We start from the raw sequence: 17,464 nt of genomic DNA on the forward strand, positions 1-17,464 counted from the left end.
AGCATGCGTGACGAACCTAACGGAAGTCGATCCCTGCCCCGCGGCAGACGCCGCTTCCTGATGACGACGGTCGGGCTCATGGCAGCGCTGCATGTCTACATTGGATGGCGGCTGCTGCCGGATCTGGGCTGGAATGGCGCCGGCTGGGCTGCGGGCATCATCTTCCTACTCATATCGACGGTGATGATTCCCACTGGGATGGCGGCGCGCTTCGTGATCCGCCCCATCTCGCTGGCGGATCGCGTGTCTTGGTTCGGTGCGTTGCTGATGGGCCTGTTCTCTTCGCTGTTCGTGCTGACGCTGCTGCGCGACATCGCGCTGATCGTGCTGCCACAGGCTTATCGGCATGACTCGGCCCTGCTCGTCGTCGCGCTCACCTTGCTGGTGACGTTGATCGGCTATGTCAACGCGCGTCGCATCCCCCGCGTCGCGCGGGTAACGGTGCCCATCGCGGGCCTGCCGGCGCCGCTGCACGGCTTCACCATCGCGCAAATCACCGATCTGCATGTCGGCCCCACCATCAAGCGTGCGTATGTGGCGGGCGTGGTCGACCGGCTCAATGCACTGCAACCCGATGTCATCGCCGTGACGGGCGATCTGGTGGACGGCGAGGTCGAAGTGCTGCGACCACATATCGCGCCGCTGGCCGGCATGTCGGCTCGGCACGGCGTTTTTGCGGTAACGGGTAATCATGAGTACTACTCGGGCGTCGGCCCGTGGGTATCCGAGTTCGAGCGGCTCGGCATGCGGGTGCTGATGAACGAGCATGCGGTGCTCGAACATGACGGCGCGCCACTGGTGATCGCAGGCGTGACCGATTTCAGTGCGGGTAAGTTCGACACTGCCCACACGAGCGATCCGACGCGAGCGCTGGCGGGGTCGCCGTCCGGCGTGACGCCCACGATCCTGCTCGCGCATCAACCGCGTAGCGCCCCGGCCGCGGCAGAGGCCGGCTTCGACCTGCAACTGTCAGGACACACGCATGGTGGCCAGTTCTGGCCGTGGAGTTTGTTTGTCCCGCTGCAGCAGCCATTTACGGCCGGGTTGCACAAGCTGGGGCGTCTGTGGATCTACACCAGCCGTGGCACCGGATATTGGGGCCCGCCCAAGCGGTTCGGTGCGCCGTCGGAGATCACGCTGATTCGGCTGGAGCCGACTATCGGCTAAGCCGTGAGGGCGAGCGTCGGACGAAGAGCGATGGGACATCAACGTCTCGCGCCCGGCCGAGTCCACCCGCGCCGTCGCAGAGCATACGAAAGTTGTAACGGCGCCTCATACGGGCGACATGCCGGTCCGTGTCGTTCAGCTGACGGAGAGACGGAGATCGCCGCCCCGCTCAAGCAGGCCGATCGTGCGATGGACACGGTCAAGCGCTTGCGCAAGCAGGCACAGCTGGCGTACCGAAGCGTGCGCCTCAGCCCTTAAACACGCAGGTAGTGCTCGCGCTCGCCCAGCCAGCGCTTGAGATGGGTGTCGACGGCTTCAGGAAAGCGCGCGAGCATCTCGTCCGCGGTGCCCTGCGCAAACTCGACGAGCCACGCATCTTGGTTCAGGTCGGCAAAGCGCAGCATCGCTTCGCCCGATTGCCTCGCCCCCAGGAACTCGCCAGGGCCGCGGATCTCCAGATCGCGCCGGGCGATTTCGAAACCGTCGGTGGTCTCGCGCATGGTCTGCAGGCGTTGCTTGGCCGTCGGGGACAGTGGCGCCTGATACAGCAGCACGCAGACCGATTCCGCCGTGCCGCGCCCCACCCGCCCGCGCAGTTGATGCAGTTGCGCAAGGCCAAAGCGCTCGGCGTGCTCGATCACCATCAATGAGGCATTGGGCACGTCCACGCCCACTTCGATGACGGTGGTGGCCACCAGCACGTGCAGGTCGCCGCCGGCGAAGGCGCTCATCACGGCGGCCTTCTCGGCCGATGGCAGGCGTCCATGCACGAGGCCCACCTTCAGGCCTTGCAGACTTTGCGAAAGCGTCTCGAAGGTTTCAACGGCGGTCTGCAATTGCAGCGCTTCGCTTTCCTCGATCAGCGGGCAAACCCAGTAGACCTGTCGCCCTTCGCGTGCTGCGGCGTAGATGCGTTCAATCACTTCGTCGCGCCGCGCATCGTTGACCAGGCGCGTCACGATGGGCGTGCGGCCGGGCGGCAACTCGTCGATGGCAGAGACGTCGAGATCGGCGTAATACGTCATCGCCAGCGTGCGCGGGATCGGCGTGGCGGACATCATCAGTTGGTGCGGCACCTGGACGTTGGCGGCGGGGCCGTCGCCGTTGCTCGCCTTGCCGCGCAGGGCGAGCCGCTGCGCCACGCCGAAGCGATGCTGTTCATCGACCACCGCCAGGCCGAGCCGCGCGAACGTGACCGCATCCTGGATCAGCGCGTGCGTACCGATCACGAGTTGCGCCGTGCCGGCCGCCACGCGCGCCGCCGCCTCGTCCTTCTGCTTGCGCTTGAGGCTGCCGGCCAGCCAGACGATGTCCACGCCAAGCGGTTCGAGCCACGCAGAAAGCTTGCGATAGTGCTGCTCGGCCAACAGTTCTGTCGGCGCCATCAGCGCCGCCTGCCAGCCCGCATCGATGGCCTGGCAGGCTGCCAGCGCGGCAATGACGGTCTTGCCGCTGCCCACATCGCCCTGCAGCAACCGCTGCATCGGGTACGGGTGCGCGAGATCGGCGCGAATCTCTTCCCACACGCGGGCCTGGGCGCCGGTCAGCTTGAACGGCAGCGCATCCATGAAGCGCGCGAGCAGCCCATCCTTGCCGCTGTCGCGCAGGATGGGCGCGTTGCGCATGCGGCGCGCGGCCTGCGCACGCTTGAGCGACAACTGCTGCGACAGTAGTTCATCAAACTTGATGCGCAGCCACGCCGGGTGCGTGCGCTCGACGAGGCTGTGCTCATCGACATCGGGCATCGGCTGATGCAGCAGGCGCACGGCGTCGGCCGGCGTCATCAGCTTGAGCGGCGCGAGCGGGCCGGTGACGAGGCTGTTCGGCAGCGTTTCCGGCAGCGGCGTGCGCGTGAGCGCGTTCAGGATCGCCTTGCGCAGATAGGCCTGCGCCACGCCGGCCGTGCTCGGATACACCGGTGTCAGGCGATCGGGCAGCGGCTCATCGTCCGCCACGGCGCGCACGGTCGGGTGCACCATCTCGGCGCCGAAGAAGCCGCCGCGCACTTCGCCGCGCACGCGCAGGCGCACGCCTTCGGCCATCTGCTTGACCTGGCTGCCGTAGAAATTGAGAAAGCGCAGGACCAGCTCGCCCGAGTCATCGGCGATATGCACGACGAGCTGCCGACGCGGCCGAAACGCCACTTCATTGCGCGTGACCGTGCCTTCCACCTGCGCAGCCCAGCCGGTGTTGGCGCGGGCCGTGGCCTCGGCAATGGTCAGCAGCGTGGTTTCATCCTCGTAGCGCATCGGCAGATGGAGGACGAGATCGACGTCGCGGTGCAGGCCGAGCTTGGCGAGCTTGTCTGCTGGGCGGGCAGTTTTGGCCGTTGCCTTGGCTGGCTTGTCTGCCGTGGCCGCGCGTTTTGGCTTCGGCGCCGGCGCAGTATCAGCGTCGGGCATAGGAGCAGCATCAGTGGCGGAACGGGCGCGAGACGGCACAGGACGTTTACAATGGCGAACTTTGCGAGTCGCCCGATTGTACCGGCGCCCGCGACCATCACTTGGCGCAATCCACGTCTGCGCCACTTTTCATGCTGACGCTGTCCGATTTCGATTTCGATCTGCCGCCTGAGCTGATCGCACAAACCGCCCTGCCCGACCGCACCGCGAGCCGCCTGCTGGCCGTACGCCGTACGGAAGATGCCGTGCATTTTGAAGACCGCCAGTTTGCCGACCTGGTCGACTACCTGCGCCCCGGCGACCTGCTGGTCTTCAACGACACGCGCGTCATCAAGGCACGCTTTTTTGGCCACAAAGCCAGCGGCGGCAAGGTGGAGGTGCTTGTCGAGCGCCTGCTGGACGAACACACGGTGCTGGCGCAGATCCGCTCCAGCAAGTCGCCCGTCGAGGGCACCTCGCTGCGCCTGGCCGACGCCTTTGACGTGACGGTCGGACCGCGCGCCGAGCCGTTCTTTACGTTGCGTTTCCCGCAGCCGGCGCTCGATCTGATCGAGCAGTACGGCCGCCTGCCGCTGCCGCCCTACATCGAGCACGACCCCGACAGCTTCGACGAGACGCGCTACCAGACCGTCTATGCGCGCAACCCGGGCGCCGTCGCGGCACCCACGGCCGGTCTGCATTTCGACGATGCGCTGTTCGCCAAGCTGGACGCCATGGGCATCCGGCGCGGTTTTCTCACGCTGCACGTCGGTGCCGGCACGTTCCAGCCGGTGCGCGTGGAAAACATTGCCGAGCACCGCATGCACAGCGAGTGGTACGAAATTACGCCCGAACTGGCCGAAGCGATCCGCGCCACGCGCGCAGCCGGCGGCCGCGTGATCGCGGTCGGCACAACGTCGATGCGCGCGCTTGAATCGGCCGCGCAGCCGGATGGCACGCTCAATGCCTGCAGCGGCGAGACCGACATCTTCATCACCCCCGGCTACCGCTTCCGCGCCGTCGACCTGCTGGTGACGAACTTCCACCTGCCCAAGTCGACCTTGCTGATGCTGGTATCGGCGTTTGCCGGCATGAGCGCCATCCGTGAGGCCTATCAGCACGCCATCGCCCAGCGCTACCGCTTCTTCAGTTACGGCGACGCCATGCTGCTGACGCGCGCCCCCACCGAACCCGGCGAACCCGGCGAACCCGGCGAAACCCAATCGCTCTGACCATGCTCAAGTACGAACTGCTCACCACTGATGGCCTCGCCCGACGCGGCCGCATGACCCTGAACCACGGCGTGGTCGAAACGCCCATCTTCATGCCGGTGGGCACCTATGGCGCGGTCAAGGCGATGTCCCCGGCGGAGCTGAAGGACATCGGCGCACAGATCATCCTTGGCAACACGTTCCACCTGTGGCTGCGCCCGGGCCTGGAAGTGATGGACGCGCACAAGGGCCTGCATGGCTTCAACGGCTGGGACAAGCCCATCCTGACCGATTCGGGTGGTTTTCAGGTGTTTTCGCTGGGTGATCTGCGCAAGATCACCGAGGATGGCGTGACGTTTGCGTCGCCCATCAATGGCGACAAGCTGTTCCTGTCGCCCGAGATCTCGATGCAGATCCAGCGCCGGCTGAACTCCGACATCGTCATGCAGTTCGACGAATGCACGCCATACAAAATCGGCGATCGCCCCGCCACCGAGGCCGAAGCCGCCGCCTCGATGCGCATGAGCCTGCGTTGGGCCCAGCGCTCACGCAACGAATTCGAGCGCGAGAAGAATCCGAACGCGCTGTTCGCCATCGTCCAGGGCGGCATGTTCGAGAACCTGCGCGATGAATCGCTGGCCGGTTTGCAAGCGATTGACGCCGATGCGGGCGGCGAAGGTTTCGGCGGCTACGCCATCGGTGGCCTGTCGGTCGGCGAACCCAAGGAAGACATGATGCGCGTGCTGCAGCACGTGGCGCCTCGCCTGCCTGCCGACAAGCCGCATTACCTGATGGGCGTGGGCACGCCGGAAGACCTGGTGGCAGGCGTTGCCGCCGGCGTCGACATGTTCGACTGCGTGATGCCGACCCGCAACGCGCGCAACGGCTGGCTCTTCACCCGCTTTGGCGACATCAAGATCAAGAACGCGGTGCACCGCAACGATCCGCGCCCGCTGGACGAGACCTGCGGTTGCTACACCTGCAGCAATTTCTCCCGCGCCTACCTGCACCATTTGCAGCGCGTCGGCGAGATCCTGGGTGCCCGCCTGAACACCATCCACAACCTGTATTACTACCTGGAATTGATGGCCGAAATGCGCACCGCCATCGAGTCGCACGGCTTTGCCGCATTCCAGGCGCGCTTTGCTGCAGACCGCGCGCGCGGAGCGTTGTAACGCGCCTGCCCAGGGTGCCCGGCGCGCCCATTTGCCGCAGCATCGCAATGGTAGAATGTCGGGTCCGATTTTTGACCGATTGACGAACCATTACGGAGTTCTGACGTGTTCCTGATTTCCGACGCTTACGCGCAAACTGCACCGGCAGCTGGTGGTGCCGCGGGTGGCCTGATGAGCTTCCTGCCCATCATCCTGATGTTCGTGGTGCTGTGGTTCATCATGATCCGCCCGCAAATGAAGCGCCAGAAAGAAACCAAGGCGATGCTCGAAGCCCTGGCCAAGGGCGACGAAGTGGTCACCGCCGGCGGCATCCTCGGTAAGGTCAGCAAGGTGGCCGAGCAGTACGTCACCGTGGAAATCGCTGCCAACACCGAAATCACTGTCCAGAAGAGTGCCGTGACCACCGTGCTGCCCAAGGGCACGCTCAAGGCGCTGTAATCGCCACATCCAGGCGCCGCGCACGATTGTGCCGGCGCCGGAACCCCAGGCAGCGCCTATTCTAAGAATCCGCGCCCGCGCCCTTCGGCGTCGCCTCTCTGCATTCCAAGATGAATCGCTATCCGCTCTGGAAATACCTTGTGATCCTGGTGGCGCTTGCCATTGGGTTCCTCTATACGCTGCCGAACTTCTTCGGTGAGGCGCCTGCTGTGCAGGTGTCTTCGGGCAAGGCCACCGTCAAGGTCGACCTGAACGTGCAAAAGCAGGTCGAGAGCCTGCTGGCTGCGGCCAGCATTCAGCCCGACGGCGTGTTCTTCGACAACAACGGCACCTCCGCCAGCGTGCGCGTGCGTTTTGCCGACACCGACACGCAGCTCAAGGCCAAGGACATCCTGGCCCGCGGCCTGAACACCGATCAAGCCGATCCGACCTACATCGTGGCGCTGAACCTGCTGCCCGGTTCGCCGCGCTGGTTGAGCGGGGCACCGTTCTTTGCCAAGCCCATGTTCCTGGGCCTCGATTTGCGCGGTGGCGTGCACTTCCTGCTGCAGGTCGACATGAACGGCGCCGTGACGAAGAAGCTCGACTCGCTGGCCGGCGACATCCGCACGCAACTGCGTGACAAGGGCATTCGACACAGCGGCATCGACCGCAACGGCAACACCATCACGATCAAGTTCAGCACCCCGGACGACGCCGACCGCGCCCGCACGCTGCTGGCCGATTCGACCCGCGAACTGGCCTACACCGTGGACAAGAGCGCCGACGGCGCCACGCTCACCGGCACCTTCACCGCCGCTGCGATGAAGGAAGTGCAGGACAACGCAGTCAAGCAGAACATCGTCACGCTGCATAACCGAGTGAACGAACTCGGCGTGGCCGAGCCGGTGATCCAACAGCAGGGCCCGGACCGCATCGTTGTGCAATTGCCCGGCGTGCAGGACACCGCCAAGGCCAAGGACATCATCGGCCGCACCGCTACGCTGGAAGCGCGCCTGGCCGATCCGAACGCGCCGCTCGCGCCCCGCCCCGGCGACCCGGTACCGCTGGGCGACGAGCTGTTCACGCAAGGGCGCAGCGCTCCCGTCCTGCTGCAGAAGCAGGTGATCTTCACGGGCGATCGCATCACCAGCGCCTCGGCGGGCTTCGACCAAAACCACAATTCGTCGGTCGACATCACGCTCGACGGCCAGGGCGGCCGCATGCTGCGCGATGTCTCGCGTGACAACATCGGCAAGCGCATGGGTATCGTGCTCTTTGAAAAGGGCAAGGGCGAAGTGCTGACGGTGGCGACCATCCAGTCCGAACTGGGCTCGCGCTTCCAGATCACCGGCATGGGCTCGACCGAGGCGGCTTCCGACCTGGCGCTGCTGCTGCGTGCAGGCTCGCTGGCCGCGCCAATGGAAATCATCGAAGAACGCACCATCGGCCCATCGCTGGGTGCCGATAACATCAAGAAAGGCTTCGATTCGGCGCTGTACGGCTTCCTCGCCATCTCGGTGTTCATGGTGCTGTACTACATGCTGTTCGGCGCGTTCTCGGTGGCGGCCCTCGGCGTCAACGTGTTCCTGCTGATCGCACTGCTCTCCATGCTGCAGGCCACGCTCACGTTGCCGGGTATCGCGGCCATCGCACTGGCGCTCGGTATGGCCATTGACGCGAACGTGCTGATCAACGAGCGCGTGCGTGAAGAGCTGCGCAGCGGCGCGTCGGCACAGATGGCCATCGCCGCCGGCTTTGACCGTGCCTGGGCGACCATCCTCGATTCGAACGTGACGACGCTCATCGCCGGTCTGGCGCTGATCGCCTTCGGTTCGGGCCCGGTACGCGGCTTCGCGATCGTGCACTGCCTGGGGATCGGCACGTCCATGTTCTCGGCGGTGTTCTTCAACCGCGGTCTCGTGAACCTCTGGTACGGCCGCAAGAAGAAGCTCCAGAGCGTCGCCATCGGGCAGGTGTGGAAGCCGGGCAATACGAACGCGGAATCGCCCGCCAAGTAATCACGCCACCCACAACGAATCTCGCATAAAACCGGCACCGCCCCCAACATGAAGGGGCGGTCGCCACAAAGGGCAGACCATGGAGTTTTTCCGCATCCGCCGCGACATTCCGTTCATGAAGCACGCGTTGATCCTCAACGCGCTGTCGTTCCTGACGTTTATCGCCGCTGTCTTCTTCCTGTTCCACAAGGGGCTGCACCTGTCGGTGGAGTTCACCGGCGGTACGGTGATGGAAGTCGCTTACACCCAGGCCGCCGATCTGCCGAAGATCCGCGGCGACGTTGAGAAGCTCGGCTACGCCGATGCGCAGGTGCAGAACTTCGGCACCTCGCGCGACGTGATGATCCGTCTGCCGCTCAAGACCGGCCCGGACGGCAAGCCCATCGCCTCGGCCGTGCAAAGCCAGCAGGTGATGACAGCCCTGAACGCTGTGAACCCCGACGCCAAGCTGCAGCGCGTTGAGTTCGTCGGCCCGCAAGTGGGCAAGGAGCTCGCCACCGACGGCCTGCTGGCGCTCCTGTTCGTTGTGGTCGGCATCGTGATCTACCTGTCGATCCGCTTCGAATGGAAGTTTGCCGTTGCGGGCGTGATCGCCAACCTGCACGACGTTGTGATCATCCTGGGCTTCTTCGCCTTCTTCCAGTGGGAGTTTTCGCTGTCGGTGCTGGCGGGGGTGCTGGCGGTGCTGGGCTATTCGGTCAACGAATCCGTGGTGATTTTCGACCGGATCCGCGAAGCCTTCCGCAAGTACCGCAAGATGAACACGCACGAGGTGATCGATCACGCGATTACCAGCACCATCTCGCGCACGATCATCACCCACGGCTCGACCGAAATGATGGTGGTGTCGATGCTGGTGTTCGGCGGCCCGACGCTGCACTACTTCGCCCTGGCGCTGACGATCGGTATCCTGTTCGGTATCTACTCGTCGGTGTTCGTTGCCGCTGCGCTGTGCATGTGGCTCGGCGTCAAGCGTGAAGACCTGGTCAAGTCCGAGAAGAAGGCCGGTGGCCCGAAAGAAGACGATCCGAACTTCGGCGCGCAGGTCTGAAGACCTCGCTTCGCATCGCCCTGAAAGCGCATTCTCGGGCAACAAAAAGCCCCGCAGCTGCGGGGCTTTTTCTTTGGTTGTAGCGGCTGCGTGGCTTATTGCTGCGCGACGCTGGCGTCTTGCTTGACGCCTTCCACCTGGATCTTCAGCTTGGTTTCCATGTTGAAGCCATAGGCCTTGCCGTAGTCCACGCCGAAGTCGTCGCGCTTGAACTTCATCTCGGCATCGGCGCCGCAGACTTCACGCTTGAGCATCGGGTGCTGCATGCACTTGAACGCGTCGATTTCCAGCTTGGCCGGCTTGGTCACGCCATGCAGCGTCAACTGGCCTTCGGCTTCGGTCGGCACGTCGCCCTTGAACTTCGTGAAGTTGCCCTTGAACGTGGCGGTCGGGTACTTGGCCACGTCGAAAATCTCGGCGCTCTTGGCGTGCTCGTTCATCTTGGCGAGACCGAAGTCGATGCTGTCAGTCTGCACGGTCACGTCGATGCTGCCGGTCTTGGCGGCGCGATCCAGCGTCACGGTGCCGCTGGACTTTTCGAACTTGCCGCGCCACTTCGACAGACCGCCCATGTGGTCAGCTTCGAAGCTTGGGTAGGTGTGGCTCGGATCGAGTTGGTACGTGGCCGGTGCAGCAAAGGCGGCGGTGGCAGCAATGGCCGACAGTGCGGCAACGAGGGTACGCAATTTCATGAGAACTCCTGCGGATAAAAGCGGCACACGAGGGCCGGAAAAACGTTGGGTTGGAACTGCTGATTACTTCTTGGCGATGACGACGCGGAACTTGATCGTTACGTCGTCCGAGACGACCGACGTGTCCTTCCACTCACCGTCACCCACCTTGAATGCGTTGCGCTTGACCGGCAGTGCGCCTTCAAATATCTGCGTGGCGCCTTCCTGCCTGAAGGTGAAAGGTGCCGTCACATCTTGCGTAATGCCCTTGATGGTCAGCTTACCGACCACGTCAACCTTGCCGCCCGCGCCGGGCTTGAACGCAGACGACACGAACGTCGCCTTCGGATACTTGGCGGTGTCGAACCAATCCTTCTTCTTGAGTTCGTCGTTGTATTCCTTACTGCCCACGTCGACGCTGGTGACATCGATGTCGACTTTGGCAGTCGATGCCGCCACGTTGGCCGGGTTGTAGTTCACCGCCGCGTCGAACTTGCCGAACTTGATGTCCATCGGCACACCGAGCTGCTTGCCGGTGGCGGTGACGCTGCTCTTGGCGGCATCCACCTGGGCGATGGCCGATACCGACACGGCAGCGATCGCCAGCGCGCCGGCAGCAACCAGGGCGATGACGCGGGGGCGCACAAAACGTTTCATCATCAGACTCCTTCGGTCAGGCCGGATCATGCCGGCAGTCTTGGTGAGGATGGCGAGGCAGAAGCACCGGCACACACCGTGCACCGGCACGTTTGGAAATCAGCGGAGGAAAGGCACCATGCGGCGCAGCGTGCCGTCACGCTCGACGACGTGGTGCTTGAGCGCAGCCAGGATGTGCACCACGACGATGGCCGCCATGGTCCAGTTCAGCCATTCGTGCGCCATGCTGAAGATGTCTTTCAGCGCGTCGCTCTTGTCGAACGGCATCGGCAGTTCCCACAGGCCAAGATAGACAACCTTGACGCCGGCCGCGACGCTGAGCAGATAGCCGGTCAGCGGCACCGCAAGAATCAAAAGATACAACCCGACGTGCGCGGCTTCCGCGGCGGCGTGTTGCCACTTCGGCATGCCCGGCACAGGGCCCGGCGCGGGATGCGTCAAGCGCCACAGCACGCGCAGCACCGCAAAGATCAGCACCGTGATACCGATCCATTTGTGATACGAGAACAGTTTCAGCTTGGTAGGCGTAAAGCCCGGGATATCGGTCATGTACAGACCGAGCCCGAAGGCCGCGAAGATCAGCAACGCGACGATCCAGTGCATCGCAATCGCCGGCTTGGTATAGGCGCCGTGGTCAGCGGCGCCGCGCATGGCGGGATTCGAGTGGGCGGCTTGTGACATCGGTTCCCTCGGTATTTTGGAGCGCTCGGTGGCGGCGCCTGTGGATAGGGCCACGGCGCCAAACAGTTGTGCATTATTTGCGCAATCCGACCGGTCAAGTCAGCGCGAAGTTCACCAAGCAATTCAAATTTTTTGATTGACTAAGCATATTAATGCCAGCGGCTCAGCGGATAGCTCTGCGGAGGACGCCAACCAAAACGGCCCGCCCTCGGATTCGAGAGCGGGCCGTTCTTCAGACCACACCACCAAATTTTTGCAACAATCAGGCGATACGGCGCGCCAGTTCTTCTGCCTTGCCGATATAGCTGCCGGGCGTCATGTCCAGCAGCAGCTTGCGAGCGTCTTCGGGAATCGCCAGCGTGCCGATGAACTCACGCAGCGCATCTCGCGAAATGCCCTTGCCGCGCGTCAGTTCCTTGAGTTGCTCGTACGGGTTGGCAATGCCGTAGCGACGCATCACGGTCTGCACCGGCTCGGCCAGCACTTCCCAGCAGGCGTCGAGGTCTTCGGCCAGACGGGCCGGGTTGGTTTCGAGCTTGCCGAGGCCGCGCAGGCAGGCGTCGTATGCGAGCAGGCTATAGCCGAACGCCACGCCGATGTTGCGCAGCACGGTCGAATCGGTCAGATCACGCTGCCAACGCGATACCGGCAGCTTTTCCGACAGATGGCGCAGCACCGCGTTGGCCAGGCCGACGTTGCCTTCGGAGTTTTCGAAGTCGATCGGGTTGACCTTGTGTGGCATCGTCGACGAGCCGATCTCGCCGGCCTTGGTCTTCTGTTTGAAGTAGCCCTGCGAGATGTAGCCCCAGACGTCGCGGTCCAGATCCAGGATGATCGTGTTGGCGCGCGCCACGGCGTCGAACAGCTCCGCCATGTAATCGTGCGGCTCGATCTGGATGGTGTACGGGTTGAACGTCAGGCCCAGGCGCGTCTCGATCACGTTCTTCGAGAAGGCTTCCCAGTCCAGCGACGGATACGCCGACAGGTGCGCATTGTAGTTGCCCACGGCGCCGTTCATCTTGCCCAGCAGTTCAACGGCTTCGATGCGGCGGATGGCGCGGTCCAGGCGCGCGGCCACGTTGGCCATTTCCTTGCCCAGCGTGGTCGGGCTGGCCGGCTGGCCGTGCGTGCGCGACAGCATCGGCACGTCGGCGTTGGCATGAGCCAGCTCCACCAGGCGAGCCTGAACGCGGCGCAGCGTCGGCACGATCACGGTGTCACGCGCACCCTTGAGCATCATCCCGTGGGAGGTGTTATTGATGTCTTCCGACGTGCAGGCGAAGTGGATGAACTCGCTGGCGGCTTCCAGTTCGGCATTGCCGCGCACGCGCTCCTTCATCCAGTACTCGACGGCCTTCACGTCATGGTTGGTGACGGCTTCGATCTCTTTGATGCGGGCGGCGTCTGCCTCGGCAAAGTTCTCCACCAGAGCCAGCAGTGCGCCCTCGGCGGCGGCCGAGAAGCGCGGAATCTCTGCCAGGCCAGCCTGCGACAGGGCGATCAGCCAATGCACCTCCACCTTCACGCGATTGCGCATGAAAGCGGCTTCCGACAGCCACTCGCGCAGCGGATCGGCCTTGGCAGCGTAGCGGCCATCGATGGGAGACAGAGCGGTCAGGGCAGAAAGCGACGACATGGCAGGCGGGGAAAAATGTGAAGGGAATCTCAATCCGGACAACCCGGACGCGGCGTTGCGCGTTGAACCAAGGTGCATATGCGCACCCAAGCGAGCCCGCGATTTTACCACCCGGCACCTGTCTTTCATGGCCAATCCAGCCTAAAGCAAGCCTCCGTTTGGTTGAGTTGGGGCCAGGCGCCGCCCAGCGCACTCGGGAAAGTGCGCGGCTATACTTCCGCCTCCAACATGACATGCCTATGAAACTGATCGGATCGCACGCCAGCCCGTACACCCGCAAGGTGCGCGTCGTCCTGGCTGAAAAGAAAATCGACTACCAGTTCGTGCTGGAAGACGTGTGGAGCGCAGATACGCAGATCCACCAGTTCAACCCGCTGGGCAAGGTGCCCTGCCTGGTGATGGACGACGGCGGCGCCCTGTTCGACTCGCGCGTCATTGCGGAATACGCCGATACGCTGTCGCCGGTGGCGCGCCTCATTCCGCCTTCGAGCCGTGAACGCGTAGAAGTGCGCTGCTGGGAAGCGCTGGCCGACGGCCTGCTCGACGCCGCGCTCATGCTGCGCATCGAACATACACAGCGCACGCCGGAGCAGCGCAGCGAAACGTGGCTCGCGCGCCAGAGCCACAAGATCGATCAGGCGCTGCAAGCCATGTCGCAAGGCTTGGCCGACAAGACCTGGTGCAACGGAAACCATCTGACGCTGGCCGACATCGCCGTCGGTTGCGCACTTGCCTACCTGGATTTCCGCCAGCCGCAGATCGACTGGCGCGAGCGTCACGCCAACCTCGCCACGTTCTACGCGCGCATTGAAAAGCGGCCGAGTTTCATGGAAACCCAGCCGCAGTAATCCATAGCAATTGGCGAGCGTTACACGGCCACCGGATCAAACCGTTCGGCCCGGGCCATCGGCCAGTAGCGTTCGTACAACTGGAAGCGATACCGCCCGGCCAGCAGGTCGCCGGGTTCGAGGTACTTGAGCAGAGCGGAGAGCAACTGCACCTCGTTACCCGACACGCGCCGCACGATGTGGTGCGCGCGGAAATCCGCCGGATGCTGCAGGCCGGCCGCCTGCGTCAGTTCCAGCAGTGCATGCAGCGTGTGCGCGTGATATTGATGCACGCGCTCGGCCTTGTCCGGCACCACCAGCGCCTTCTGGCGAGACGGGTCTTGTGTCGCCACGCCGGTCGGGCAGCGGTCGGTGTGGCACTTCTGCGCCTGGATGCAGCCCAGCGCAAACATGAAGCCGCGCGCAGCGTTGCACCAGTCGGCACCCATCGCGAGCGTGCGGGCTACATCGAACGCCGTGACGATCTTGCCTGACGCGCCAATCTTGATCTTGTCGCGCAGGTTAGCTCCCACCAGCGTGTTGTGCACCAGCAGCAGCCCTTCCTGCAGCGGCGTGCCGACGTGGTCGGTAAATTCCAGCGGCGCCGCACCCGTGCCGCCCTCCGCCCCGTCGACGACGATGAAGTCCGGCAGGATGCCGGACTCGAGCATTGCCTTGACGATGCCGAAGAACTCCCACGGATGCCCGATGCACAGTTTGAAGCCGGTCGGCTTGCCGCCCGACAGCGTACGCAGCCGATCCACAAACTGCAGGAGCCCCAGCGGCGTGCTGAATTCCGAATGCGCGGCCGGCGAGATGCAGTCCTTGCCGATCTGAATACCGCGCGTGGCGGCAATCTCGGGCGTCACCTTGGCGGCAGGCAGGACGCCACCGTGCCCCGGCTTGGCGCCCTGAGACAGCTTTACCTCGATCATCTTCACCTGGGGGCTGCGCGCCTGTTCGGCAAAGCGGTCCGGATCAAAGCGGCCATTGGCGTCACGGCAGCCGAAGTAGCCGGAGGCGACTTCCCAGATCAGGTCGCCGCCTTCTTCGCGGTGGTACGGCGAGATCGAACCCTCGCCCGTGTCATGGATGAAGTTGCCGAGCTTCGCACCACGGTTGAGCGCGCGAATGGCATTGCCCGACAGCGCCCCGAAGCTCATCGCCGAGATGTTGAACACCGACATCGAATACGGCTTGGCGCGCCCCTCGCCCACCATCACGCGGAAGTCCGACGAGGCAATGCGCGTTGGCGCCAGCGAGTGGCCGATCCACTCGTGCCCCGCCACCTTCACATCGACTTCGGTGCCGAACGGACGGCTATCGACTTCGCCCTTGGCGCGCTGATAAACGATGCTGCGCTGGGCGCGCGAGAATGGCTTTTCGTCCGTGTCGTCTTCAACGAAGTACTGGCGTATTTCCGGGCGAATGAACTCGAACAGGAAGCGGAAATGGCCCCAGAGCGGGTAGTTGCGCAGCACCGAATGGCGCGTCTGCGTGAGGTCGTGCACGCCCAGGATGACAAACATGCCCGGAATGACCGCGCACACCCAATGCAGGCGCCCCGCCACCGCAAACCCGGCGGTGACGGCAAACAACAGCCCAACGCCCGCAAAGGCCCAGTAACGACGTGGCAGCATGACCAACCCTGTGGAGACGAATCAGGGCGCAAGAATAAACGAGTGCCGCAACAGCCGCAGCCACCACAACGCAGTGTTGCGAAAACCGCTTAGGCGATCGCCTTTTCGACGACTGCCGGCTCAGCTGCCGAAATAATGCCGCCGCCGAGGCAGACCTCGCCGTCGTACAGCACGGCGGACTGGCCTGGCGTGACGGCCCACTGCGCCTCGGAGAAGGTCAGCGTGAGTGCGCCGCCTGCCGCGCGTGCGACCGTGCAAGGCGCATCCGCCTGGCGGTAACGCGTCTTGGCGCCAAGGTGCGTGCCTTCGGCGGGCGCGTGGCCGGCAACCCAGCTTAGATCGTCGGCGTGCACGGTATGCGCCAGCAGCCACGGGTGGTCGTGCCCCTGCACGACGTACAACGTGTTGGCCGCCATGTCCTTGCGCGCCACGTACCAGGCATCGCCGGTGCCGTCGCGGCTGCCGCCGATGCCGATGCCCTTACGCTGTCCCAGCGTGTAGAACGCCAGGCCGATGTGCTCGCCGATGGTCTTGCCGTCCGGCGTCTTGATCGGGCCGGGCTTGGTCGGCAGGTAGCGGTTGAGGAAATCGCGGAACGGCCGCTCGCCGATGAAGCAGATGCCGGTCGAGTCCTTCTTCTTGGCGTTCGGCAGGCCAATCTCGGCAGCAATTTCACGCACTTTCGTCTTCGGCATCTCGCCCAGCGGGAACAGCGTGCGCGAAAGCTGCGCTTGGTTCAGCCGGTGCAGGAAGTAGCTCTGGTCCTTCGTGTGATCGAACGCCTTGAGCAGCTCGAAGCGGCCATCGACCTCTCGCACGCGGGCGTAGTGCCCGGTCGCGATGGTGTCGGCGCCTAACGCCATCGCATGATCGAGGAAGGCCTTGAACTTAATCTCGGCGTTGCACAGCACGTCGGGATTCGGGGTGCGGCCGGCCGAATACTCGCGCAGGAAGTCCGCAAACACGCGGTCTTTGTACTCTGCGGCAAAGTTGACGGCTTCCACGTCGACGCCGATCAGGTCGGCCACCGATACCACGTCGATCCAGTCCTGCCGGGTCGAGCAGTATTCGCTGTCATCATCATCTTCCCAGTTCTTCATGAACAGGCCGACGACGTCGTAGCCCTGCTGTTTGAGCAGCCAGGCAGTGACGGAGGAATCCACGCCGCCCGACATCCCGACGACGATGCGCTTCTTGCTCATGACTGCGCTCCCAGGCCGTACACGCTGGCGTGCGTGTGGATGACGTCAAGCGGATACCGCTTGCCGGCCAGGTAGTCCTCCACGCAGGCGAGCAGCAGCGGGCTGCGATGGCGCTCGCGGCTGGCGCGGACTTCATCCGCCGTCATCCAGACAGTGCGAACGATGCCGTCGTCCAGCGTGCGGCGCGGGTCTTGGGGGCCCAGCTCGCCGGTAAATGCCATCCGCACGTAGGTGACCGGATCCCCCTGCGGCGGCTGGAACTGCGCCATGTAGCAGCCCAGAAACGCGGTCGGCACAAAGCTGTAGGCGGTTTCTTCCAGTGCCTCGCGCGCGACGGCGTCGACCAGGCTTTCGTCCGGGTCGAGATGGCCGGCAGGCTGGTTCAGGCGCAAGCCAGCATCGGTGTGCTCCTCCACCAGCAGAAAGCGCCCGTCCTGTTCAATGACGGCGGCAACGGTAACGCTGGGTTTCCAGCGGACAGCTTGGTTCATGGCAAAAAGGCAACAAAAACAAGGCGTTATTGTAGCTGGAGGCTGCCCTCCCCGCTTGCATGGGGCCGCTGGAACAAGGGCATGTCGCGCCAGGCCTGAGTTGTGAACAATTGAGCACACGTTTGCGCAGAATCGGCCCGCATTCCATGTTGGATCGGATATTCGACATGGCATTCGACGAGCGTCCGTGCGCCAAAAAGTTCGGGTAAGCTGCACGTCGATCCTGATCCAGCGCG

The 17,464-nt window shown here is 64.0% G+C and carries 15 protein-coding genes; 7 read left to right on the forward strand and 8 right to left on the reverse strand.

Features of this window, described 5'->3' with window-relative positions:
• The first annotated feature begins 3 nt into the window (after window positions 1–3).
• Window positions 4–1,167, forward strand: a complete 1,164-nt coding sequence (locus BEK68_RS11500; RefSeq protein ID WP_004632831.1) for a metallophosphoesterase — start codon at window positions 4–6, stop codon at window positions 1,165–1,167.
• Between the two features lie 254 nt (window positions 1,168–1,421).
• Here BEK68_RS11500 and recG read toward each other — a convergent pair whose 3' ends face one another.
• A complete protein-coding gene (gene recG, locus BEK68_RS11505; RefSeq protein ID WP_012436380.1) occupies window positions 1,422–3,569 on the reverse strand; it encodes an ATP-dependent DNA helicase RecG in 2,148 nt (715 codons plus the stop codon).
• Window positions 3,570–3,700: 131 nt separating this feature from the next.
• On the opposite strand from recG, the gene queA reads away from it, so the two are divergent.
• The 5 genes from queA (at window position 3,701) to secF (ending at window position 9,423) form a co-directional block, all read left to right on the forward strand.
• Window positions 3,701–4,780 carry a tRNA preQ1(34) S-adenosylmethionine ribosyltransferase-isomerase QueA gene (gene queA, locus BEK68_RS11510; protein WP_012436381.1) on the forward strand — a complete coding sequence of 360 codons (1,080 nt, stop codon included), beginning with the start codon at window positions 3,701–3,703 and terminating at the stop codon, window positions 4,778–4,780.
• Window positions 4,781–4,782: 2 nt separating this feature from the next.
• Window positions 4,783–5,934, forward strand: a complete 1,152-nt coding sequence (gene tgt, locus BEK68_RS11515; RefSeq protein ID WP_012436382.1) for a tRNA guanosine(34) transglycosylase Tgt — start codon at window positions 4,783–4,785, stop codon at window positions 5,932–5,934.
• 105 nt (window positions 5,935–6,039) lie between these two features.
• A complete protein-coding gene (gene yajC / locus BEK68_RS11520) occupies window positions 6,040–6,372 on the forward strand; it encodes a preprotein translocase subunit YajC (protein ID WP_004632835.1) in 333 nt (110 codons plus the stop codon).
• 110 nt (window positions 6,373–6,482) lie between these two features.
• Window positions 6,483–8,372, forward strand: a complete 1,890-nt coding sequence (secD, locus tag BEK68_RS11525) for a protein translocase subunit SecD (RefSeq protein ID WP_012436383.1) — start codon at window positions 6,483–6,485, stop codon at window positions 8,370–8,372.
• 79 nt (window positions 8,373–8,451) lie between these two features.
• Entirely contained in the window at window positions 8,452–9,423 is a 972-nt protein-coding gene (gene secF, locus BEK68_RS11530; RefSeq protein WP_004632837.1) for a protein translocase subunit SecF, read from the forward strand.
• A gap of 95 nt (window positions 9,424–9,518) precedes the next feature.
• Here the strand turns inward: secF and BEK68_RS11535 are convergent, their stop codons facing one another.
• The 4 genes from BEK68_RS11535 to purB all read right to left on the reverse strand — a co-directional run bounded on the left by BEK68_RS11535 (window position 9,519) and on the right by purB (window position 13,068).
• Window positions 9,519–10,115 (reverse strand): YceI family protein, encoded by a 597-nt coding sequence (locus BEK68_RS11535; protein ID WP_012436384.1) that lies wholly within the window; start codon window positions 10,113–10,115, stop codon window positions 9,519–9,521.
• Between the two features lie 63 nt (window positions 10,116–10,178).
• The gene (locus tag BEK68_RS11540) at window positions 10,179–10,751 is read right to left on the reverse strand and encodes a YceI family protein (RefSeq protein WP_012436385.1); all 573 of its coding nucleotides are present in this window, start codon (window positions 10,749–10,751) and stop codon (window positions 10,179–10,181) included.
• A gap of 99 nt (window positions 10,752–10,850) precedes the next feature.
• Window positions 10,851–11,432 carry a cytochrome b gene (locus BEK68_RS11545; protein WP_012436386.1) on the reverse strand — a complete coding sequence of 194 codons (582 nt, stop codon included), beginning with the start codon at window positions 11,430–11,432 and terminating at the stop codon, window positions 10,851–10,853.
• A gap of 262 nt (window positions 11,433–11,694) precedes the next feature.
• Window positions 11,695–13,068, reverse strand: a complete 1,374-nt coding sequence (purB, locus tag BEK68_RS11550; protein WP_004632841.1) for an adenylosuccinate lyase — start codon at window positions 13,066–13,068, stop codon at window positions 11,695–11,697.
• Between the two features lie 239 nt (window positions 13,069–13,307).
• On the opposite strand from purB, the gene BEK68_RS11555 reads away from it, so the two are divergent.
• Window positions 13,308–13,916: a glutathione S-transferase gene (locus BEK68_RS11555; RefSeq protein WP_012436387.1), complete on the forward strand. Its 609-nt coding sequence runs from the start codon at window positions 13,308–13,310 to the stop codon at window positions 13,914–13,916.
• Between the two features lie 20 nt (window positions 13,917–13,936).
• Here BEK68_RS11555 and BEK68_RS11560 read toward each other — a convergent pair whose 3' ends face one another.
• From BEK68_RS11560 to BEK68_RS11570, 3 genes are all read right to left on the reverse strand, one after another.
• Window positions 13,937–15,535: an FMN-binding glutamate synthase family protein gene (locus BEK68_RS11560; RefSeq protein WP_012436388.1), complete on the reverse strand. Its 1,599-nt coding sequence runs from the start codon at window positions 15,533–15,535 to the stop codon at window positions 13,937–13,939.
• Between the two features lie 89 nt (window positions 15,536–15,624).
• The gene (gene mnmA, locus BEK68_RS11565) at window positions 15,625–16,737 is read right to left on the reverse strand and encodes a tRNA 2-thiouridine(34) synthase MnmA (protein ID WP_012436389.1); all 1,113 of its coding nucleotides are present in this window, start codon (window positions 16,735–16,737) and stop codon (window positions 15,625–15,627) included.
• On the reverse strand, window positions 16,734–17,228 hold the full coding sequence (locus tag BEK68_RS11570) for an NUDIX hydrolase (protein WP_004632845.1): 495 nt from the start codon (window positions 17,226–17,228) through the stop codon (window positions 16,734–16,736). The genes mnmA and BEK68_RS11570 overlap by 4 nt, the downstream gene beginning before the upstream one ends.
• Window positions 17,229–17,464: the final 236 nt, after the last annotated feature.

Origin of the sequence: Ralstonia pickettii (genome assembly GCF_001699815.1) — a bacterium.
Lineage (GTDB): Bacteria > Pseudomonadota > Gammaproteobacteria > Burkholderiales > Burkholderiaceae > Ralstonia > Ralstonia thomasii.

Excerpts from the sequence above, each read along its gene's own strand:
- purB (WP_004632841.1), bottom strand. The coding sequence starts at position 13,068 with ATGTCGTCGCTTTCTGCCCTGACCGCTCTGTCTCCCATCGATGGCCGC.
- queA (WP_012436381.1), top strand. The coding sequence starts at position 3,701 with ATGCTGACGCTGTCCGATTTCGATTTCGATCTGCCGCCTGAGCTGATC.
- BEK68_RS11570 (WP_004632845.1), bottom strand. The coding sequence starts at position 17,228 with ATGAACCAAGCTGTCCGCTGGAAACCCAGCGTTACCGTTGCCGCCGTC.
- BEK68_RS11560 (WP_012436388.1), bottom strand. The coding sequence starts at position 15,535 with ATGCTGCCACGTCGTTACTGGGCCTTTGCGGGCGTTGGGCTGTTGTTT.
- BEK68_RS11535 (WP_012436384.1), bottom strand. The coding sequence starts at position 10,115 with ATGAAATTGCGTACCCTCGTTGCCGCACTGTCGGCCATTGCTGCCACC.
- mnmA (WP_012436389.1), bottom strand. The coding sequence starts at position 16,737 with ATGAGCAAGAAGCGCATCGTCGTCGGGATGTCGGGCGGCGTGGATTCC.
- BEK68_RS11540 (WP_012436385.1), bottom strand. The coding sequence starts at position 10,751 with ATGAAACGTTTTGTGCGCCCCCGCGTCATCGCCCTGGTTGCTGCCGGC.
- BEK68_RS11500 (WP_004632831.1), top strand. The coding sequence starts at position 4 with ATGCGTGACGAACCTAACGGAAGTCGATCCCTGCCCCGCGGCAGACGC.
- secD (WP_012436383.1), top strand. The coding sequence starts at position 6,483 with ATGAATCGCTATCCGCTCTGGAAATACCTTGTGATCCTGGTGGCGCTT.
- recG (WP_012436380.1), bottom strand. The coding sequence starts at position 3,569 with ATGCCCGACGCTGATACTGCGCCGGCGCCGAAGCCAAAACGCGCGGCC.
- secF (WP_004632837.1), top strand. The coding sequence starts at position 8,452 with ATGGAGTTTTTCCGCATCCGCCGCGACATTCCGTTCATGAAGCACGCG.
- BEK68_RS11545 (WP_012436386.1), bottom strand. The coding sequence starts at position 11,432 with ATGTCACAAGCCGCCCACTCGAATCCCGCCATGCGCGGCGCCGCTGAC.
- tgt (WP_012436382.1), top strand. The coding sequence starts at position 4,783 with ATGCTCAAGTACGAACTGCTCACCACTGATGGCCTCGCCCGACGCGGC.
- BEK68_RS11555 (WP_012436387.1), top strand. The coding sequence starts at position 13,308 with ATGAAACTGATCGGATCGCACGCCAGCCCGTACACCCGCAAGGTGCGC.